Origin of the sequence: Leptospira fluminis, from assembly GCF_004771275.1 — a bacterium.
In the GTDB taxonomy this organism is placed as follows: domain Bacteria; phylum Spirochaetota; class Leptospiria; order Leptospirales; family Leptospiraceae; genus Leptospira_B; species Leptospira_B fluminis.
Map to the genome: position 1 here is coordinate 247,243 of NZ_RQEV01000008.1, position 20,966 is coordinate 268,208.

Here is a 20,966-nt window from a genome sequence, read left to right on the forward strand (position 1 = left end):
CAATTATGCAATATGATAAAAATGAAATCCGTCTTTTTAATCGTTTCTACCGTATTTCTGTCGGGTTGCTTTCCCCTCGATCCCGACCGGAATCTATCCCCTAGTTACAAGGACGGACGATTTAGAAATCTAGCTCCCGATGAGGAACTGAACGGCAAATCTTTCTTTTCCGTACTCAAATGGAAACTCCTCGGTCCACATGACCCGCTCGCCCTTCCTAATCTAGACAAAGAACCCCCTATGGTTTTGGAAAGAACCCCTTCCAGCCTTTTGGCCAAGGAGGGAACGGTCAAAGTTGTCTGGTTCGGACACGCCACCGTTTGGGTTTCCGTTAATTCGGGAGGGAAAACGGTAAATATCCTGACCGATCCCATATTCGAATCTCCTCTATTAGTGGATCGCTGGATTCCTCTTCCGATACCTAAGGAAGCGCTTCCCCCCGTGGATCTAGTCGTAGTCAGTCATGCTCATCGGGATCATTTGGATCGCCCCAGCCTCAGGTACCTTCGTGAAAAGAATCCGGGATTAAAAATTCTTCTACCTTCGGGCATGAAGGCTTTTTCTTCGGATGAAAAATTGGGCCTTGTGCAAGTGCAGGAAATCGGACAAGTAACGCAGCAAGATTCCGTAAAAATCACCTTTCTTCCCGCCTATCATTGGAGCAGAATGGGAATCAATGATACGAACCAGTATTTCTGGGGAAGTTACTCGATCGAAGCCAATGGAAAACTTCTGTACTTCGCCGGAGATACCGGATATTCCATTCATTTTAAAGAAATTGCAAAGATGTTGGGAAGGCCGATCGACTTAGCCCTTCTTCCCATCGGCGCCTACAAGCCTAGATGGTTCATGAAATACGCACATATCGGACCGGACGAAGCCCTAACCGCCTCCTTAGATCTAAACGCGAGATCTTTTGCTCCGATCCATTGGGGAACCTTCCCTCTCGGAGACGATCTTCCCCAGGAGCCCCTCATGGATCTGAAAGGAAAATTGAATTTTCCCGAAATTCCGGACATAAAAGGACTGAACCCGCTCTATACGGGAATTTCCTGGGGGAACAAAAACGGAGTTCGTGTTCTACCTTGGACCATAGGCAGCGGGATAGATTTAGAATAATTGACATTCGGAAAATAAATAGCCGTCCTTTTCTTTCTCCGAATTCTGGTATTTTCACAACGGAGACGACGGTTTTAAGATATGAAAAATATTTTTTTCCCAAAAGCGAATTCGAAACCTTATTTCGCTTATTATATAAGCGCGATTTTCCTAGGGGCTTTGATATGCGTGCCCGGAGCAAATGCGAAGGAATCCGATGCACCTACGGTTCCTATGGCAATCGCGGAGGAAAAGCCCGAGGAAGACGTATCTAAAACGAAGAAGGCGGAAAGACGAGTAGATGAACGAAAAGGAACCTGGACGTTCCAATGGGGTTACAATCGCACTTCATACTCTCAAAGCGATATCAACTTCCGGGGTCCGGGATACCATTTCACTCTCAAAGGGGTGGATGCTAGGGACAAACCGCAAAGCGTGGATTCCAGCTACGTAAACATTAATCTGTGGGAAACACCTCAATTTAACTTCAAATTCGCATATTACATTACGAATCATTTTTTCATCTCCATCGGAGAGGATCATATGAAATACGTGATGACTCCCGGTCAGGCTGGAACCATTTCCGGATACATAGATCCGTTGGCGATCCAGCGGGCAAGATTCGGGACTTCTCCGGAATCCGCCGTTTATCTCTATGCATTTCCGAACAACCTGAACCAATTCGCCGGATACCACGGAGGAGGACAAACGGTCAACATCACTCCGGATTTTTTGAAGTTTGAGCACACCGACGGATTGAATTTCTTCTTCATCGAACCCGGTTTTACGAACTCCTTCTGGGTTTCTAAAGACGGACAGCACGCTTTCAGCTTGGTAGGTTCCGCCGGCGGCGGACCGGTGGTTTGCCGTAGCGATGTTCGCCTTTTCGGAGAAGGAAAGAACAATCACTTCCACTTGTCGGGTTACGGAGTCACGGCCTACGTCGGAACAAGACTCGATTTCTTCCGTTCCTTCTTTATCGAAATCGGGGGAAGAGGAGGATACATAGATCTTACGAATATCCTTACAAACGGTAGAAGTAAAGACAGAGCGACCCAGAATTTCGATTTTATGGAAATTATCGGCTCGGCCGGTATCACTTTTTAAGAGAGGGATCCGATTTGATTTCCGGCCTGCAAGGTTCTATTCGCAAATTGGAAGTGAATGCCGTTCATTTGGATGTGCAATCGATCACTTACGAAATTACGATTTCCTTTAAAACGTATTTGGAATTGAAGGAGAACTCTGCGGCCGGAAAAAAAGACGTGAGGCTGCACATCTACCATTCGATTACCGAACGGGGACAACGTCTCTTCGGCTTTCTTCACGAACGTGACAAGGAATTTTTTAAAGTCATTAAAGGATTGCATGGGATAGGAGAAATGACAGCCTTGAAAGTGCTTTCCTTCTTCACCCCTTGGGAATTGTACGGAATCGTCTCTTCCGGTCAGGCAAAAGATCTGGAAAAGATTCCTAAAGTGCGGTCCAAAACCTCGGAAAAGATCTTTTTCGAAGTGAAACAAAATAAGAAAAAATTGGAACTCTTCTTGGAAGGAACTCCTGCAGATCCCATCCCCTCGGAATTCGGATCGAACATTCTTCCCTCTCCTGCGGACCGCTTCAAGGAGACTGCAATCCAAGCATTAGTACAGCTCGGTTTCGATGATAAATCCGCCGCGAAAGAAGTGGAAAAACACCTGAAAAAACAATCCTTTACCGACACCGGCGAACTCATCCGGGAAATCTTAAAAAACCTTTGATCCTCAAATTCTGATAGATACACCGAGACTCCAGAATCATTCCCAACCGAAAATACTCATGATCGAGACATAATTCAGCTTCTGTTTCCCTTTCCCCCTTCTCAAAAATCGACAAGACAAAAAGAAATGGGTTGACAAAATAGTTTAAATTTAAAGCATTAAAACATGAACCATTCCCTTTCTTTTTAAGGGAATGGCAGGAGAAGAAACAATGTTAGAAGCACTTCTTTACACGAAGGAAGACTTAGTTCCTTTTTTGCTTCGGATTATTTTGGCCGTGGTGATCTTTCCTCACGGAGCCCAAAAACTTTTCGGATGGTTTGGCGGCTACGGCTTCAAAGGCACATACGGATATATGACGCAGCAGGCCGGACTTCCGGGAATCATAGCTGTTTTGGTGATTTTGGGAGAATCTTTCGGATCGGTCGCCTTATTGCTCGGATTCTTAACCCGTTTTTCCGCGATTAGCATCGGCATCATTCTGCTGGGAGCCACCCTCCTCGTCCATAGACAACATGGATTTTTCATGAACTGGTTCGGGGCGCAACAAGGAGAAGGATACGAATACCATCTTCTCGGAATCGGAATTGCAGTCGCTCTCGGGATAACCGGTGGCGGGATATATTCCTTGGATACCTGGCTTCTAGGATTGCTTTAACGAGAAGAGTTCGGGCAAAGGATTCGAAAAATTCCGTTGCTGGGTAAGGTCTCCCCGCCCTTCCTGGGCGGGGGCCGGTGCGGTGGTTTCGCAAAAAACGGAAGTAGCAGAAATACTTCTGAATGTCAATGGAAATCGAATCGATTCCCTTGCAGGACCTCCTGCAACAAATAATACTCAAAAAAGCTTGCGAAAAAATCGTTTTTATGATAGGCATTTGTCGACTTGGCCCACGAGCCCACCTCCTCCACCCGAACCTGGGCGGGGGCCGAAAACAAAAAACCCTAACACTCTAATACCCCAGACTACTGCCTAAACTTCTCACCCTCGATTCCCGGCACCTAATAACGATAGACAGGAAATTCCGGGCGAAAATCCTTAGAAAAAGCGATTTTGTATCCATTCATCAACCCCAACAAAAAGGCCAATGCATGAAAATTCACGAGTACCAGGCGAAAGAAATCCTGAGACGCCATAACGCGAAGGTTCCCTTCGGCGTAGTTATCGATCAAAAATCAGACGGAGCAAAAGCATACGACGAAGTTTCTGGAAAAACGGGAACTCCAGTCGTTGTTGTGAAAGCTCAGATCCATGCCGGAGGGCGCGGAAAAGGCGGAGGAGTCAAGGTAACCAAAACCAAAGAAGACGCCCTCGCCGCAGTCGATAAAATCTTAGGCATGCAATTGGTAACCCCTCAGACCGGACCGGAAGGAAAAAAAGTCCTGAAGGTATATTTGGAGCAGGGAATTAATATCGCAAAAGAATATTACTTAAGTGTCCTTCTGGACCGTTCCATTCGCAAAACCATCATTATGGCATCCACAGAAGGGGGAATGGAGATCGAAGAAGTGGCGGAAACCCATCCGGAAAAAATCCTGAAAATTGCCGTCGATCCGGGAATCGGACTGCAGCCGAACCAGGCTTCCCAACTCGCCTTCGACCTCGGCTTGCCGGCGGAATCCCACAAATCCTTTAAGGCTCTTTTGACTTCCATATACCAGGCGTACATCAAAGAAGACGCTTCCCTCTTGGAAATCAATCCTCTGATTTTGACGAAAGAAAACGAAATCATTGCGGGAGATTGTAAGATCGATCTGGATGAAAACGCGCTTTTCCGTCACCAAGACAACGCGGCTTTCCGGGACATCTCCGAAGAGGATCCTCTTGAAGTAAAGGCCAGCGAATACAATATCAATTACGTAAAACTGGACGGAAACATCGGCTGCATGGTCAACGGAGCCGGATTGGCGATGGCGACCATGGACATCGTAAAATTGGCCGGAGCGGAGCCCGCTAACTTTTTGGATGTAGGCGGCGGAGCGAACGTGACCACGGTTACGAACGGATTCAAACTCATCCTGGGAGATCCGAACGTAAAAGGAATTTTCGTAAATATTTTCGGCGGGATCGTACGTTGCGACCGAGTAGCGAACGGAATCATAGAAGCCGCGAAAGCGGTAAACATCAACGTTCCGTTGGTAGTGCGCCTAAAAGGAACGAACGCGGAAGAAGGAAAACGGATCTTGAACGAATCCGGCTTAAACATCATCGCGGAAGAAGACCTGCGCACTGCGGCCAAGAAAGTGGGCCAATCGATTCAATAAGGAAACGGACAAAAAAGGTTATAATCAAGAATGGCAGTATTAGTAGATAACAATACCCGAGTCGTAGTCCAGGGAATCACCGGAAAAGAAGGATCTTTTCACGCGACCCAAATGCTGGAATACGGTACGAACGTAGTTGCTGGAGTGACCCCCGGAAAAGGCGGCACGACCACCGATTTGGTAGGCAAAGCGGTTCCCGTATTCAACAGCCTTAAAGACGCAATTGCAAAAGAAGGCGCCAATGCCTCCATTATTTTCGTCCCCCCTCCCTTTGCGGCGGATGCGATCCTAGAAGGAATTTTCAACGAAATCCCTTTGGTCGTCTGTATTACGGAAGGAATTCCGACCCATGACATGCTCAAGGTATACAGCGCTCTTCGCAGTTCCAAAACCCGTTTGATCGGACCGAACTGCCCGGGGATCATTTCTCCGAAGTATAGCGTAAAAATGGGAATCATGCCCGGTTTCATCCACCAACCTGGAAATATCGGAATCGTTTCCCGCTCCGGAACCCTGACTTATGAATCCGTAGCGCAGTTAAGCCAGCATGGACTCGGACAATCCACCGTAATCGGAATCGGAGGAGACCCTGTTCCCGGAATGAATCATACGGAAGCGATCAAACTTTTGAATGAAGACTCCGAAACCAAAGGGATCGTAATGATCGGGGAAATCGGCGGAACCTCGGAAGAAGAAGCGGCAGCTTATATCAAAAACAATGTGAAAAAACCTGTCGTAGGGTTCATCGCAGGCCAAACGGCTCCACCGGGAAAAAGGATGGGGCACGCCGGAGCGATTATCAGCGGCGGAATGGGAACGGCGTCGTCCAAAATGAAAGCCATGACCGAAGCGGGCATCCATGTCTGCCAATCCATCGCTGAAGTGGGCGAAAAAATGAAGAAAGCGATCGGTTAATACCGGTCTAAATTCGGGATCAGAATCGGAGGTCTATATGAACCAGCGCCAAAAAAATTCGAAACGTTCTTCCATCGGCTTGGCCGGTCGGGCGTTCGCTTATGGAACGATTCTGATCCTATCCCAACTCGGGATTTCTGCCCAAACGGTCACGAAGCAGTTGAAGCTTTCCACGGAGGAAACGGTAAAACGCTCTTTGGAAAGCAACTTCAACCTACAGAATCTCCGATTCGAATTGGTAAAATCGGACTCCGGTTTTTTAAAATCCGAATCCAAGTATTCTTGGAAAATCGTGAGCGATAACTCGTTCAACCAGACCATATTGCCGTTCAACCAAAACAACGTCTTTACCGGTAACAAAATCTCCAACGATACGATCAAGGGCGGGATCGAAAAAACCATCCGGACCACCGGGACGTATTTCAAACTCGAAGCGGGAAACACCCGATTCGACTCCAACGCGTTCGAGGACAAGAGCAACCCGTTTACCGCGAGTTTCTCCGGATTAGGTCTTCCTCCTCTGTATACCGGCTTTATCCGTCTCACGTTTAGCCAAGACCTGTTGAAGAATTCCTTCGGATTACAGAGCAGAAATGAGGAAAAAATCCTGACCAAGCAGGGAGAAATCGCGAGAAACCAGGTTTCCCAACAGATTTCGCAGGCGATCGTGGACGCTCTCCTGGATTTTTGGGATTATTCCATCAAACTGCATTCCCTAAAGACGTACAGAAAACTTCAAGAAAACGTAAAAGACATACGCAACCTCACTATGCGTAAGCAAAGCTTGGGATTGTCCGAATCCTTCGAGGTAAACCAGTGGAATTCCCTTCTGGCTCAAGCGGATAGCCAGTTGGAAACCGCAATCGTACAAAAGGACGAAGCGAAGAGAAAGTTGGCTCGTAACTTAAGACTGGATGATAATACCGAGCTCTCGGAAGAAACCGACCTCTTGGAAGACATCCCTTCCAAGCCGGATTATGCGGCGGACCTTACCGTCGCGTACCAAAAAAGGGCGGATTACCAAAACGCACTTCGGCAAAAGGAAATTGCGGAAGTTCTCTTAAAGAACGCTAAGAATGACCAGCTTCCTAGCTTGACGGTTTCCGGTTATGCGGCATCCCAAGCGCAAACCCTCGTTTCTCCGGAAAAAAACTATACCGATCCGGCGGACGGGGTTGGCTCCTTAAAATACAAGGATTACCAGACCAAAGTGGCCCTTTCTTATCCTATCTTCGATAAAGGAGTCTATGCCGGTCGTCGGGATTCCGAGATCGGAGTAAAACAAGCCAACCTTCAGGAACAGGATATCAAGAACCAAGTGCGGGACGATGTCCGTACTAGGATCGATTCTCTCGAAGCGAGCTATCGGATTTATAAGAACTCAATCATCACGGAACGCGAATCCCAAAATTATTACAACGGGGTTCTGAGATCTTTCCGCCAAGGAAGGATGGATGCCGTCTCCGTAAAAAACGCGTTGGACACTCTGGTAAGAGACCAACTCAGCCTGACCCAAGCGAAAGTGAACTTCAATATCGATCTGATGCGTTATTACATTGCGAAAAATACTTTGTTGGAACGCTTCGATTTGGACGTGGATAAACTGCTTCCGAATCTTCAATAAACCGGAGAATCGAAACCACTTTTGAAGCGCGGATTTTTCCTTTCTCTCTTCGGGATCGCGGTCCTGATCCTGTTGATCGTCCTGGCTTGGAAGTTCTGGCCTAAGCCTTCGGACACGATCTACGAGAATTTTAAAAAAGGGAAATGGGAAAAAGTGGTCCGTTCCGTGGGAACCCTTTCCGAACCCTCCCCTTACGATCTATTCTACGCTTCCCAATCCCTTGTCTCCTTCAACGCAGACCTAAAAAAATTGGACCCGGCGGAGCAAAACAAGGAAGCGACCCGATTTTCCAATATTACAAAAATTGGATTCCTTTCCGCGGGAGAAGGCGCAGGCTTTCCGGTCTTCGAAGATGTTTTTTTGGCCAGACTTCCACGCGGCGGATTTTTACGGGAAAAGGCTTTGGCGTTCCGATTGGAATCCGCATCCGACTGGGAAGAAGAATCGAATTTTCTAAAATACCTGAAGGAATTCCTTAAATCCGATCCTCTTGTTCTCGGCGCGAAATATTCTGTCGTACTGAGGAAGTCTCTCAAACGTGAAGTTCCTCTAACCGAATCGGATAAAAGGGAAGCCCAAGAGAGACTCGGATTTTTGAGCTCTCAGGAAGATTCCGTATTTTATACGGGAAGACTGAAGAACACCGGAGAAAACACCAATCTTCGGACCGGGCCCGGAACGGAGAACCCGGGCCGCGCCCGATTGAAAAAAAATCTGACTCTGTACGTGTTGGACAGGGACCCTCGTTCGGAAACGATCGGAGGAAAAAAAGGAAATTGGCTTCAAGTCTATGTTCCGGAACTCTCCATCACCGGTTGGATTTTCTCCACCTTTACTACGGAAGATCCCTACCCTTCGGAAAAAGCGGAGACAATGTTGGCTAAATTTTCTGAATCGGAAAAAAGCACTGCTTGGGACTTTGCGTTCTGGGAGCCGAACAAACCGCCACCCGGCTTTCATGGAGAATACTTGAAAACCGATAAGATCGCACTCGATGGAGATTACGGAATCGTACTGTATAGATCCCAAAACGGAAAATATACGGAGATCTGCAGGTTGGTGGAAGAACCCTTTCGTTACCTGGAATTCGTCTCCGCAAGTCTGAGCGGAGAAGAGCCGATTCCTATCTTTCGACTCTATGCCGGACAACCGGGATCCTGGAAATCCGGATTTCAGATCGACCTCGAACGGGACAGCATTTCGATTAACAGAAATAGATATGTTACGGGAAATTCATCCGGAAAACGCCGTTTTCGGATCGCGATTTCATCTTCGAATTCCGGAGCCGCCTTAGCTTCTCTGCTCGTGGGAGAGACCGTGGCTTTGCAAGGGATCCACCCGGAAGAGGACTTTACTCCGGAGGAAGAGACCCGATACAAACTTTGCCTTCTTCAGCCGGAAAAACGTTCCGATTCCAATCTAGCGGCCTTTCGGTTCGAATTTCATTTTTAAGGGCGGGAATTATATTAGGAGATTCAACTATGCCTACTTACGACTATCGCTGCAAAAACTGCGGTCAAACTTTTGAATACTTCCAATCCATGAAGGACGATCCGATAAAAACCTGCATCCTTTGCGGTAAAGGGGAAGTCGAGCGTCTGATCTCGAACGGAGGCGGAATCATCTTCAAGGGTTCCGGATTCTACGTCACGGATTATAAATCTTCCGGAAATTCCTCTAACTCCTCCAATTCCTCGTCCGGTTCGTCGGAATCCTCCGGCTGATCTTGGGCCGTTTAGGAATCTTAGCGGGAGGAGGAGACCTTCCGCAAATCGGAATGCGCGAGGCCCTAGCGGCCGGAGAAGATCCCTTGTTTCTTTCCATTGCGGAATCGGATTTTACACCCGGCAAGTATCCGGACCGGGTCGTTCCCATTCGCATCGCCAAAATAGGAGGATTGCTAAAATCCTGTAAAGCGAACGGGATCGACCGCCTCCTTCTCTTGGGAAAGGTCAAAAAAGAAATCATATTCAAAAGTATGAATTTCGATCTGAAAGCGATCGCGTTACTGGCAAGAATGGTAAACCGTCACGATTATTCCATTTTCAAAACTGTGGCGGAAGAATTCGAAAAAGAAGGGATCCGAATCCTTTCCCAAAAAACGTATCTGAAATCCCTTCTTCTCCCGCAGGGAAGGTACACCAAAAAAGCCCTGGACAAAAGGCAATTAGCGGATGTGGAATTCGGAATGGAATATGCGGAAAAAATCGCTCATCTAGACATAGGCCAAACGGTCGTCGTATTGGACAAATCCGTATTGGCGGTGGAGGCAGTGGAAGGAACGGATCTTGCCATTCGGCGCGGAGGCTCCTTCGCCAAAAAAGACAAGGCGGTCGTATGCAAAAGTTCCAAACCAAGTCAGGATGACCGGTTCGATCTTCCTACCGTCGGCGTGGAAACCTTGAAAACGATGAAGGAAAGCGACTGCGAAATCCTTTCCTTGAGAGAAGGAGAAACCATAGTGGTGGATCCTCCGGAATTTATTCGCCTTGCCGAAAAATTAAAAATACATATTTTGAGTATCGGCCGTGGTAACCTCTCGAAAATCAACAGCACCCAAAAAAGACTCCCCGAAATCTAAAAAGTCCTCCGTAAAACCCAGAGCTAGTGCGGGGGAATGGAAGTTCGATTCTTCGCCTTCCTTCCTATTTTTAGCCGGAGAGCATTCGGGGGATCTACTAGGAGGGGAACTCATCCACGAACTGAAAAAGACCTATCCCGAGTCCCCTTTCTTCGGAGTAGGCGGACCGAGGATGATGGAAGAAGGATTCGACTCCATCGAAAATATGGAGGAACTCTCGGTGATCGGATTCACCGCGGTACTTTTCAAATACAAGTTCCTGAAATCGCTGATGGAAAGAATCGTGGAAGAAGCTACGGCCCGCTCCTGCACTCACGCGGTTCTCGTCGATTATCCCGGATTCAACCTCAGATTGGCCCGCAGGCTGAAGGCGTTGGGAATCAAAGTGATCTTCTATGTTTCTCCCCAACTTTGGGCTTGGAAATTCAATCGTATCTACATGATCCGGGAATGCGTGGATCTGATGCTCGTGCTTTTTCCTTTCGAAAAGGAATTGTACGACAAATACGGAGTGAGAAGCGTTTTTGTAGGCCATCCGATCGCCCAGAGAATCAAGGAGAAGATCAAGAAAGAAGCGGTTTTTCCGGAAACCGGAGAAAACAAACCTTCTTCCATGTACATCGTCACGCTTATGCCCGGTTCCAGAAGCGGAGAGATCCGACGCATCCTGCAAACGCTTTTGCAGACCGCAAAATTGCTACACGAAGCTTTGGAAAAAGAAAAAAAACACGTTCGTTTCCTGCTCCCGAACATCAACGCGAAAGAAGAGGAGTTTATCCTTCGTTCCATCGAAAAAATATCCGCGCTTACGCCGAACTTGAACGTGGAGTACAGTTTCGACCGATCACTGAGAGCGATAGAAGCTTCGGATTTGGTCTTGGTAGCTTCCGGAACCGCGACTCTGGAAGTGGTCTATTTCGAAAAACCTATGGTCATACTTTATAAAGTCAGCTTTCTGACCTACTTGATCGCTTCTCAGGTGATTCGAACTCCATACATCGGTCTTGTGAACATTCTTTCCGGTAGGGAAACCGCGCGGGAATTGATACAGGCGGAATGTACTCCGGAAATGGCCTTCGAAGAATCCTTAGCGATCCTAAAGAACAAAAAATACAGACATGCAATGATAGAAGAGATCTCCTCGGTAAAACGATCCTTAGGCGACGAAGCTACTTCCAGAAACGCGGCAAAAGCAGTCGTTCATTTCATCAAGGAAAAACGTACCGTCAACTAAGGAACGTTAACGGCATTACTCCGGAACACAGATCTCTCTGGTTTCCCGGAACTTGGAATAGAACGGAACCGAGCTGATCGTAAACGCGGAATCTCCGGAAGTGGTTTGAGTGAAACCCGTGACGGAATAGCGCAAATCGGAATTCTCTTCTCCGTAGGCATTTCCGGTCCCGTTGAAATTTCCGGATTTCCAGACTAGGTTTTTCAACATGGGATTTCCGGGGTCTCCGTATTCGAATTGCATATCGAATCCCGGTTGCAGAGGAAGAGGAAAATTCGCGTTCCCGCTCCAATGTACTCCCTTAAAAAGGACTTCCTGCAAATTCATATTAAAATGATCCCGGAAGTCCAAGAAATTATTTCCGAAGAATCTTACCGTTCCCTTGGCGGAAATTTTTTCCGGAGTCAGATCCTTTCCGCAGAACCGGAAAGAAGCGAGCTTCCACGGAAGATCGGCTCCTTCGAATTCGAAATTGAAATACGGATTATCGTTTCCGTACGTAAAATAGGAAGAGAGCTTACCTTCTCCGACTCCCGATAACTTTCCTTCCAACCGCGATTGCGAAGGCGCGAACTTCAGATTCAGAGCCAAAGCCCCCAAATTCGGAAGTTCGGATTTCAGACGCAACTCCTTTGCATCGATCTTAAGGTTTCCGGTGAGAAATTCCAGGAAATATTTATACACCGGCGTGCGAACGAAATGAATTTCGGGGATCAGCTTCTCCATTCTGGTCCGGACTTCTTCCCTTACTTCCTGCCTCGTCCGTTTGTACCAAGGAAGATAATTCTCCAGCACGATCGAATCCGTTTTCAACTCCGTATCGAAATCCCCCTGAACCTGATAATACGGAGTCCCGTCTCCCTTAAAAGCCCTGCGAAACCCGGCTTTCCCGCGGGAAGTCCAGCGAGCGGGGAAACCGAATTGGGAACCGATCATTTCCATACGGAAAGAGCCGTTCCGATCCCAATTTAGACTTCCTTCTTTCACCTCCAGGTCCAGTTCCGCATCTTTCCAACGGAAATGTTTCAGAGTAAATCCGCTTTCTAGCTGAATCCAATCGTTGGAATTGCCGGTTTCTTTTCCCTTACAAAGCAGCCTAAGGCTCCCTCCGAAAGACTCTAACTGTTCGGAAATCGGTAAAAAATCCCGAATCCTGTCCAGGTCTGACACATCCAGTTTCAATTCCCAATTTCTCAATCCCTTGGTTCCTTTTTCGCGGGAAAGTTCCAATGAATCTTCGTTATTTATAAGTTTATGATATTCTTTATATGTCCCGTCTTTTCCGGAGGAACGGGCCCATTCATGATCGAGAGATACGTTTCTCCATTCCCACGGTTCCTCCTTAAGAGGAAGTTCCTGCATTACGATTCCGCTTACCGTAGAAAATTCCGTCTTTCCGTTTCCCTTTAAAATTCCGTCCTCCACTTCGAGAAACGCTTTGCCGGAAATGCGGCCGTTTCGGGGTAAAAGCGGGGACAGCTCGGAATATAATCCGCCGATCGCTTTCGCTCTTGCGTTCCTAAAATCCAAAGCCAAAGACATCCCTTTGGATCCGACGTCGGTGGAAAAGGTACCGTTTACGTAACGCAACCCGGGCCAAGGAAATACGGAGTCCGAAATTCCGACGTTGATCCGATTTCCGTCCTTCCGTATCGAAAAGTCCACTCCCCTCACCTCCTCCAGGAGCACCTTTCCTCCTTTGACCAAAGTCACGGTGGTGTTTTCGAGCAGAATTTCCGGAATATTGATCTTATGGATATATCCTAGGATTTCTCCCGAAATACGATCTTCCAAATCCAAGTAAATCTGCGCGTTTCTAACTCGGATCGCCTTCACCGAAGGAGTTCCTTTCCAAAGCCCGCGCAGGACCAATTCGATCTTATTCGCCCTTAAGATCAAATGTTGCGCGGCAAAATCGCCCTCGCTCGAGATCTTGAGGTCTTCTATAAAAACATGGTTCGGAAATTCGAACTCCACGACACCTAAAGCCACGGCTCGTCCGAGTTCCCCGTTGATGAAATTTCGGGACAGTTCCTTGATTCCTCTCAAATCCAAAACCCGGTGCACAAAATACCATTCCGCTCCTTCCTTAACGGCCACGGATAAAAGAAGAAGCGTCACGATCAAAGCGGATATCTTGCGGAAATACGGCTGCTCCACGACCGTCTTTGCACGGAGATACGATAATCTAGAATGTTTATAAATGTAAAATGGGACCGGAATCTGAAACTCGATTCGGTCCCTTTTGATAAACGGATTTTTAGGAAACGGAAAAGAAAATCGGATTATCGCGGCAGGAGTTGCGCGATCTTTTCCGAGGTCTCCCGTAGAACGGCGCTCTCTGGATATTTCTGCAATCCTTCTTCCAGAACCATCTGGCATCTTTTGTATTCCTTAATCCGATAGAAGCTGACGACGACGGTTTCGTAATAGAATAGATCCTTCTCGAAATTCTTATCTCTTGCCGCACGTCCGAGAATCCCGAGAGCTTGGCCGTATTTCTCGTCTTCGAAATACGCTTTAGCCCACATCTTTCTGCGGTTCGTAGATTCGAAATCCCTATCTATATTGTCGGATTTACGAAAGTGAACGATCGCATTTCCGTAATCGTTGATTCCCAGGTAAGCGGATCCGAGGTAATGGTCCAAATGGAGAAGATTCTTACCTTCCTTGGAACTTTGGAGCTCTTTCAGAACGAGGGAGGCTTCCTTAAAGGATTCGATTTTAAGTAATAACTTTGCTTTCTGGAGGAGGAGTTCGGAACGCCTTTTGTCCTCCATACCGATCCCTGGTAGTTGCGAATCGATGATTTTGATTTCTGCTCTGACCTGGGACTCAAGGTTTGCAGACACTGCACTTTCTCTTTGAGTCGTTGCACACGAAAAAGAAGCTATGCTCCCCAGCACCAGTATAGCGAGATATCTCTTCATTTTATTATCCCGTTTTCAATTTTTCGAGTTCTTGGAGGAAATCTTCCGTCTCTTGTTGTCTTGTTTCCTCGTTGGAAAGCCAGTCTAGGGTCTCGGGAGAGATCTCTTTTAAGAACCGGGAAGGCTCCGAACTCAATTGCTCCCCAAATTTGCGTCGATTTGCGGCCCCTGTCAAGCATAAATGGACCTTGGCCCGGGTCATGGCCACGTACATGAGGCGTCTTTCCTCGTCAACGGAGTTTTCTTCGGAAGAAATTCGGCCGTTGGGCAGGATCCCTTCTTCCAATCCGACCACATACACCGACTCGAATTCCAAACCTTTGGATTGGTGGATCGTAAGCAGTTGTATCCGGTTATCTTCTTTTTCGTCCGAAGGCTCGTCTTCCATCAACATCGCCAAACGGTTGATAAAGTCGAAAAGCGTCGGTTTTTCGCCCGTTTCGTTGTTTTCCTCGAAAAATGCGAGCATATTCACCAGTTCCGACATGTTGTAAATTCTAGCTTTGGCGACTTTTTCCTCCTTCTCCTCAAGGATGATTTCCTTTTCCAGTCCTAAATCTCCGATTAATTCCCGCAAGGCGAAGAAGAGACGCGGAGAGGTGGAAAATTTCTTTTTGGATTTTTCGATAAGATTCACGAAATTATAGATTTCGGAGGCTACCTTGCGATTCAGATCCGGAAGAAAATCCGGGGTCTCGCAGACTTTAAACAAGGTCTCGTAGAGGGATTCCTTGTTCTGTCCCGCCTTTTCGTGAACCAGCGAAATGGATCCGGGACCGATCCCCCGTTTCGGATAATTGATGATACGCAATAGAGACGCGTCATCTTTTTGGTTTGCAATCAAACGGATATAGGAAATCAAATCCCGAACTTCCTTTCTGTCGAAGAAGTTATAGCCCCCTACCACCTTGTAGGCCATGTCTCTAGCGCGGAGAGCCTCTTCGAAAGGTCTGGATTGAAAATTCGTCCGGAAAAGGATCGCGATTTGACTGCCTTTACGAGCTTCCTTGACGATCTCTTCCCGGATATTCTCCACCACCCACTCGGCTTCGTCCTTTTCATCCGAGCGCTCCACGTATTTCACTTTCCTGGCTCCGGGAACTCTGGAATAAAGTTCCTTTTCTCTGCGCGAGGAGTTATTCCGGATCAGGGAATTCGCTGCGGAAACGATGATGTCCGTTGAACGATAATTCTCTAAAAGGCGGATCACGGTAGCTCCGGGAAAATCCTTTTCGAATCCTAGGATCAGGCTCACATCGGAACCTCGAAATGCATAGATGGACTGGTCGTCGTCTCCGACTACGCAGAGATTGTCGGAGGATCCCATCAGTGCTCGTAGGAATTCGTACTGAGTCCGGTTAGTGTCCTGAAACTCATCGACGAGAAAATACTGGAACTTCTTGTGATATTCCTCCCTGACTTCCTCGAAGTCTTTCAGAAGTCTCGAAGGAAGAAGAATCAGATCGTCGAAATCGATACAATTCTGTTCTTTTAGCGCATCTTGGTACTGTTGAAAAAGCGAAGCGGCGGAAAGATCCCCTTCGTTAATCGAGCCTTGAAAGGTCTCCAGCAACTCCGGTCCGGTGTTTTTGATCCGGGAAATCTTCCCCAAAATCTCGCTTACCTGGGCGCGTTTCGGTTCGATTTTCTGAGCCACTAACATCCCGGTGATGAGGCCTTCCTGGTCGGCTTGGTTCAATAATAGAAATGGAAGTTTGTATCCTAATTTTTCGATATGCTTTTTTAGGATTCCCAAACCGAGGGAGTGAAATGTGGAAAGCGCGATTCCTTTGAGAAGGCTCCTAGGCACGAGCTTTCTGACCCTTTCCCCCATTTCCTTAGCGCTTTTATTCGTGAAGGATAAGGCGACGATCTTGGAAGCCGGAATGGAATGGTCCTGGATCATGTGGGAGATCCGGTTCGAGATGACCCTGGTTTTTCCGGAGCCTGCTCCTGCAAAGATGAGGAGAGGGCCTTGTACGGTCCGTACCGCTTTTTCCTGTTCAGAGTTCAGCTTCATGGAATCATGGGACATAATTCGGGAGTTTCGCTTCTTGTCAACCTCGTACAGGCAAAGGTTGCGAATCAAACGGGTTTCCCGAATCCTGGAAGAAACGCCAATCTATGCAAGAATTTCAACCCGACCTGTACCGCCCGGATCAAAACCTTTGGAAGCGAGACCGGCCTAAATCTTTGGTTCACACCCCTATTTTCGATTTAGTCTCCTGTCATACGGAATCTCTAGATGGGAAAGTTTCCCGCGATTTCTTCCATTTGGTTTCGAAAGATTGGGTAAACATCATCGCACTGACTCCGGAAAATAAAATCCTGCTGATAGACCAATACAGACACGGACTGAACCGTTACTCTTTGGAAATCCCGGGAGGAATCGCGGAAAAAAAAACCTTATTGGAATCGGCCCAAGCGGAACTCCGCGAGGAAACCGGCCATGTTTCGGAAGAATGGGAATATCTGGGAAAAGTCTCCGGAAATCCCGCGGTATTCGACAACTGGTGCCATACCTTTCTGGCAAAAAACGTCCACCCGGACGGTCACGGCCAGGAATTGGACGAAAGCGAACGCATCGAAGTTTTTGAATATTCTTTGGAAAAGATTCCCGAACTGATAGAACGAAATATCCTCCACCACGGAATGATGGTCGCCGCCCTCGGAATGTTCTTCATCAAAAACCCTCCCAAAAAATAAAACGGATCGCATATGAAAAAAAAGCTCTTCTCTAAATCTCCTTTCGAATCCTTGCTGATTTCCGATTTCAGGAATTTCGTACTGGGAAAATTCCTGATCACCACTTCGTTTATCCTACAATCTACGATCGTATTCTGGCAAATCTACAAAATCACCGGAGACGCACTCAGCCTTGGCCTGATCGGACTCACGGAAGCCATTCCCTCCATTTCGGTTTCCTTTTTTTCCGGTCTGGTCGTGGACAAGGTTCCCCGCAAAAAAGTGATCGTTTGGTCCCTTCTCCTTCTGACTCTTTGTTCCGTGCTCCTGTTCGCTTTCACGTTAGGAGAATTCGAATGGGTGATTTCGAAATTCGGAACCTTGCCTATCTACGGAGTCATCTTCATCTCGGGCATCTCCAGAGGTTTCTTGAGTCCTAGCGTGGCCGCATTCCAAACCCAATTGGTACCCAAAGCAGTCTTTCCTAACGCGGCGACTTGGAGCGGAATCGCTTGGCAGACTTCCTCCGTATTGGGACCGTTTTTGGGAGGACTCCTGATCGGATTCAGCGGAATCCAGATCGCCTATTTTACGGACATGGCCCTGATGTTCCTGGCCTTGGGTCTACTACTGTTCATTCCTTCCAAGCCCTTACCGGAAAGCGGCCCCAAAGAATCGATTTTGGCTTCCCTCGCAGGAGGTTGGAAATTCGTCTTCAGCCACCAGATCATTCTCGGAGCCATCTCTTTGGATCTTTTCGCGGTTTTGTTCGGAGGAGCCGTAGCCCTTCTTCCCGCATTTGCGGAAAACATACTCTCCCTCGGCCCGGAAGGATACGGAATTCTGAGAATGTCTCCGGCGGTCGGAGCGGTACTCTGCGCATTATTCATCGCGGCAAAACCTCCCCAAAAAGATTCCGGAATCCTGCTCTTGGCCTGCGTGTTCGGATTCGGACTGAGTATGATCGTGTTTGCGATTTCTCGGAATTTTTATCTTTCCGCTTTGGCACTGGTCGCTAGCGGAGCTTTCGACATGGTCAGCGTAGTCATCCGACAAACCATCGTGCAATTATATACTCCGGAACACATGAGAGGAAGGGTTTCCGCAGTGAACAGCATCTTCATCGGCTCCTCGAACGAAATCGGAGCGTTCGAATCCGGGGTCATGGCAAAATGGATGGGCCTTGCACCTTCCGTCGTGTTCGGAGGAACCATGACGCTTCTCACCGTGGGGTTGGTTGCCGCGATCGCGCCTAGGCTCCGAAAACTGGATTTAAAAGACGTGACCGGCTAAGGCAAAGACACGATAAAGTTCCATCCGGACGAAAATCAAAAAGGGGATAATTTATGGATAACGTATTGACCCAGCAGGAAGCGCTTCTCCGCTCCAGTCAGATCTCCGAAGTTTCCTATTCCCTCAAACTCGAACTGGAGTCCCGGTCCCAGGAATACGGCGGAGACTCGGTTCTTCGCTTCGTATATTCCGGAGGAAAAAAAGGAAGACTCAAAGTCGATTTCGTTTCCAAGAAGATCGAAGTCCTTTGGTTGAACGGCCGGGAAGAAACAGGTTACGAAAAACAGGAATCCAGTCTCGTCTTCCCTTTCGAACTTTTACAGTCGGGAAAGAACGAACTCAGGATCAAATACCGAAACTCCTTCGACCACACCGGATCCGGATTTCACAAATTCAAGGATCCCGCCGATTCCTCGGAATACATGCACACTGATTTCGAACCTTTCGAAGCCCATAGACTTTTTCCTTCCTTCGACCAGCCCGACTTAAAAGCCACTTACGACCTGGAAGTGACGGGCCCTTCCGAATGGACTTACATTCATAACACTCTTCCCTTGCAGGAGGAGACTTTAGGAGAAGGAAGAAAGAAGATCCGCTTTGCTCCCACGAAGAGATTTTCCACCTACCTCTTCGCATTGATCGTCGGACCTTACGCGGTCTGGGAAGACAAGGCGGGAGATATTCCTCTCCGGATCTTCTGCAGAAAGTCTCTCGCCAAATACATGGATGCCCAGAACGTCTTCGCGATCACGAAGGAGGCCTTCTCCTTTTTGCAGAATTATTTCGGCGTCCCCTACCCGTACGGAAAATACGACCAGATCTTCGTTCCCGAATTCAACATGGGCGCGATGGAAAACGTGGGAGCCGTTACTTTTTCGGAGAGTTACATTTTCAGAGGTCCTAGAATCTATTCCGAATACCTGAATCGAGCCAACACGATTTACCACGAGATGGTGCACATGTGGTTCGGAAATCTGGTCACGATGAAATGGTGGAACGACCTTTGGCTGAACGAAAGTTTTGCGGACTATCTTTCCTATTATTCCATGTCCCACGGAAAACTTTTTTCGGATGCGCTGGAACATTTTTATGTACGGGAGGAATGGGCCTACAGGGAAGACCAGTTATCCACGACCCACCCGATCGCCGGCAAAGCGGAAAATACTCTGGAAGCGATCAGTAATTTCGACGGGATTTCCTATTCCAAGGGAGCGTCCGTTTTGAGACAACTGATGTACTATGTGGGCGAGGACAAATTCCGGGACGCCATGAGATTGTATTTCAAACGGCACGCGGAAAAAAACACCGTACTAGAGGACTTCTTGAATTGCATGTCGGAGGTCAGCGGAATCGATGTCCGAGGGTGGAGTCGGGAATGGTTGGAAACGACTGGAGTCAATACTCTGATCCCCTCCGCAAAATCCGGAAAGGCGTTTTTACTACAAAGCCCTTCGGAAGGGAACGGACTCTTCCGAACCCACGCACTGCAAGCAGCCCTTTATCGCGAAAGTAACGGCAAGCTAACGGAATTAAAACGCAAACGCATCCTGATCAAAGGAAAGGAAACCGTAATGGAGGAGGATCTCCTACCTGCAAAGGAGGATCTACTTCTTTTAAACACCGAAGATTTCGCGTACGCTAAGACCTACCTTCCGCGAGAGTCTCTCCCTTTACTCAAAAGAAGTTTAAGCACGTTGCCCGATCGTTTTTCCCGCAGGATCGTTTGGGGGAGTCTCTGGCAGATGGTCCGGGACGCGGAACTATCTCCGAGAGAATTCCTGGATCTGGTCTTCGAGCAAGGGTTGAAGGAACCGGATCTTTCGGTGCGGAACAGTCATATACTTACCAAAGCGATGACCGTAATTTCGAATTATCTTCCGGAAACGGAAAAAAGAAATTGGTCGGAAAAATTGAATTCTGTGGCCAAAGGAGAATTGGCCAAAACCTCCAATTCGGAACAGGAACAGATCCTTTGGTACCGGATTCTGGAAGGAACCTCCCGAAACCCTTCCCAATTGGACACATTAAAATCTCTGTTCAACGGTAAGGAAAGGTTCCCGGGCTTACCCATAGACCAAGAAAGAAGATGGGGAATCCTAGCAAGGCTCAGTGCATTCGGGGACAGAGAGGCCTTCGAACTACTTTCGGAGGAGGAAAAAAAGGACGGTTCCGATCTAGGGAGCAAAAAGGCGTTTCTAGCCAGGGTTTCGTTTCCGGATCCGAAAACGAAAAAAGAAGCCTGGGAAAGATTTCTGTCTCCGCAGGAAGGTGACTCCACCGATTTTCTGCGTTTCGGAATGAGAGGATTCCAGTGGGACCACCAGAAGGACTTGTTAGTACCTTACGTGGAGGAATATTTTCGTTCCGTAATTTCGATTTATGAAAAGCGGGATCCCCATTTTTCGGGCGCCTTCGGTCACAATCTATTTCCCTCTTTCGAACCCGATCCTGCCTTGTTGCGCAAGACCGGAGATTTTTTAGACTCCCACCCGAAACTCCCGGAGTTGCTGAAAAAGGACCTGCAACAACAACGGGACGACCTCGTACGGACTCTTAGGATATTGGAAAAATTCGCGAAATAAAA

Annotated in this window: 17 protein-coding genes; 14 read left to right on the forward strand and 3 right to left on the reverse strand. The window is 47.8% G+C overall.

The annotated features are described in order from the left end of the window. Positions 1–21 precede the first annotated feature (21 nt). From EHO61_RS07840 to lpxB, 11 genes are all read left to right on the forward strand, one after another. Entirely contained in the window at positions 22–1,119 is a 1,098-nt protein-coding gene (locus EHO61_RS07840; protein ID WP_425460338.1) for an MBL fold metallo-hydrolase, read from the forward strand. Positions 1,120–1,200: 81 nt separating this feature from the next. Continuing rightward, complete coding sequence (locus EHO61_RS07845) at positions 1,201–2,205, forward strand: hypothetical protein (protein ID WP_135813077.1); 1,005 nt, start codon at positions 1,201–1,203, stop codon at positions 2,203–2,205. Between the two features lie 14 nt (positions 2,206–2,219). Next, positions 2,220–2,858 carry a Holliday junction branch migration protein RuvA gene (ruvA, locus tag EHO61_RS07850; protein ID WP_135813078.1) on the forward strand — a complete coding sequence of 213 codons (639 nt, stop codon included), beginning with the start codon at positions 2,220–2,222 and terminating at the stop codon, positions 2,856–2,858. A gap of 211 nt (positions 2,859–3,069) precedes the next feature. Continuing rightward, positions 3,070–3,516 (forward strand): DoxX family protein, encoded by a 447-nt coding sequence (locus tag EHO61_RS07855; protein WP_135813079.1) that lies wholly within the window; start codon positions 3,070–3,072, stop codon positions 3,514–3,516. A 431-nt stretch (positions 3,517–3,947) separates the two neighbouring features. Further along, positions 3,948–5,120, forward strand: a complete 1,173-nt coding sequence (sucC, locus tag EHO61_RS07860) for an ADP-forming succinate--CoA ligase subunit beta (RefSeq protein WP_135813080.1) — start codon at positions 3,948–3,950, stop codon at positions 5,118–5,120. Positions 5,121–5,150: 30 nt separating this feature from the next. Continuing rightward, positions 5,151–6,035: a succinate--CoA ligase subunit alpha gene (gene sucD, locus EHO61_RS07865; RefSeq protein WP_135813081.1), complete on the forward strand. Its 885-nt coding sequence runs from the start codon at positions 5,151–5,153 to the stop codon at positions 6,033–6,035. Positions 6,036–6,072: 37 nt separating this feature from the next. Then, a complete protein-coding gene (locus EHO61_RS07870) occupies positions 6,073–7,659 on the forward strand; it encodes a TolC family protein (RefSeq protein ID WP_135813082.1) in 1,587 nt (528 codons plus the stop codon). A 21-nt stretch (positions 7,660–7,680) separates the two neighbouring features. Then, positions 7,681–9,111 (forward strand): SH3 domain-containing protein, encoded by a 1,431-nt coding sequence (locus tag EHO61_RS07875; RefSeq protein WP_135813083.1) that lies wholly within the window; start codon positions 7,681–7,683, stop codon positions 9,109–9,111. 29 nt (positions 9,112–9,140) lie between these two features. Next, entirely contained in the window at positions 9,141–9,383 is a 243-nt protein-coding gene (locus EHO61_RS07880; RefSeq protein WP_135813084.1) for an FmdB family zinc ribbon protein, read from the forward strand. A gap of 2 nt (positions 9,384–9,385) precedes the next feature. Continuing rightward, positions 9,386–10,240 carry an LpxI family protein gene (locus tag EHO61_RS07885; protein WP_135813085.1) on the forward strand — a complete coding sequence of 285 codons (855 nt, stop codon included), beginning with the start codon at positions 9,386–9,388 and terminating at the stop codon, positions 10,238–10,240. Continuing rightward, positions 10,188–11,474, forward strand: coding sequence for a lipid-A-disaccharide synthase (gene lpxB / locus EHO61_RS07890; RefSeq protein ID WP_135813086.1), 1,287 nt, complete (start codon positions 10,188–10,190; stop codon positions 11,472–11,474). Before EHO61_RS07885 ends, lpxB begins: the two co-directional genes overlap by 53 nt. Before the next feature lie 15 nt (positions 11,475–11,489). On the opposite strand, the gene EHO61_RS07895 is transcribed toward lpxB, so the two are convergent. The 3 genes from EHO61_RS07895 to EHO61_RS07905 all read right to left on the reverse strand — a co-directional run bounded on the left by EHO61_RS07895 (position 11,490) and on the right by EHO61_RS07905 (position 16,424). Further along, complete coding sequence (locus tag EHO61_RS07895; protein WP_135813087.1) at positions 11,490–13,634, reverse strand: LIC_12586 family protein; 2,145 nt, start codon at positions 13,632–13,634, stop codon at positions 11,490–11,492. A gap of 125 nt (positions 13,635–13,759) precedes the next feature. After that, positions 13,760–14,404, reverse strand: a complete 645-nt coding sequence (locus EHO61_RS07900) for a tetratricopeptide repeat protein (RefSeq protein ID WP_135813088.1) — start codon at positions 14,402–14,404, stop codon at positions 13,760–13,762. 4 nt (positions 14,405–14,408) lie between these two features. Beyond that, positions 14,409–16,424: an ATP-dependent helicase gene (locus EHO61_RS07905; RefSeq protein ID WP_135813133.1), complete on the reverse strand. Its 2,016-nt coding sequence runs from the start codon at positions 16,422–16,424 to the stop codon at positions 14,409–14,411. Positions 16,425–16,528: 104 nt separating this feature from the next. On the opposite strand from EHO61_RS07905, the gene EHO61_RS07910 reads away from it, so the two are divergent. The 3 genes from EHO61_RS07910 to pepN are packed head-to-tail and all read left to right on the forward strand — an operon-like array spanning position 16,529 to position 20,964. Beyond that, entirely contained in the window at positions 16,529–17,110 is a 582-nt protein-coding gene (locus EHO61_RS07910) for an NUDIX hydrolase (RefSeq protein ID WP_135813089.1), read from the forward strand. A gap of 12 nt (positions 17,111–17,122) precedes the next feature. Next, positions 17,123–18,382: an MFS transporter gene (locus EHO61_RS07915; RefSeq protein ID WP_135813090.1), complete on the forward strand. Its 1,260-nt coding sequence runs from the start codon at positions 17,123–17,125 to the stop codon at positions 18,380–18,382. 53 nt (positions 18,383–18,435) lie between these two features. After that, positions 18,436–20,964, forward strand: a complete 2,529-nt coding sequence (gene pepN / locus EHO61_RS07920) for an aminopeptidase N (RefSeq protein ID WP_135813091.1) — start codon at positions 18,436–18,438, stop codon at positions 20,962–20,964. Positions 20,965–20,966: the final 2 nt, after the last annotated feature.

Coding starts and splice junctions, on each gene's coding strand:
- EHO61_RS07840 (WP_425460338.1), top strand. CDS start 22: ATGAAATCCGTCTTTTTAATCGTTTCTACCGTATTTCTGTCGGGTTGC.
- EHO61_RS07845 (WP_135813077.1), top strand. CDS start 1,201: ATGAAAAATATTTTTTTCCCAAAAGCGAATTCGAAACCTTATTTCGCT.
- EHO61_RS07855 (WP_135813079.1), top strand. CDS start 3,070: ATGTTAGAAGCACTTCTTTACACGAAGGAAGACTTAGTTCCTTTTTTG.
- sucC (WP_135813080.1), top strand. CDS start 3,948: ATGAAAATTCACGAGTACCAGGCGAAAGAAATCCTGAGACGCCATAAC.
- sucD (WP_135813081.1), top strand. CDS start 5,151: ATGGCAGTATTAGTAGATAACAATACCCGAGTCGTAGTCCAGGGAATC.
- EHO61_RS07870 (WP_135813082.1), top strand. CDS start 6,073: ATGAACCAGCGCCAAAAAAATTCGAAACGTTCTTCCATCGGCTTGGCC.
- EHO61_RS07880 (WP_135813084.1), top strand. CDS start 9,141: ATGCCTACTTACGACTATCGCTGCAAAAACTGCGGTCAAACTTTTGAA.
- EHO61_RS07900 (WP_135813088.1), bottom strand. CDS start 14,404: ATGAAGAGATATCTCGCTATACTGGTGCTGGGGAGCATAGCTTCTTTT.
- EHO61_RS07905 (WP_135813133.1), bottom strand. CDS start 16,424: ATGAAGCTGAACTCTGAACAGGAAAAAGCGGTACGGACCGTACAAGGC.
- EHO61_RS07910 (WP_135813089.1), top strand. CDS start 16,529: ATGCAAGAATTTCAACCCGACCTGTACCGCCCGGATCAAAACCTTTGG.
- EHO61_RS07915 (WP_135813090.1), top strand. CDS start 17,123: ATGAAAAAAAAGCTCTTCTCTAAATCTCCTTTCGAATCCTTGCTGATT.
- pepN (WP_135813091.1), top strand. CDS start 18,436: ATGGATAACGTATTGACCCAGCAGGAAGCGCTTCTCCGCTCCAGTCAG.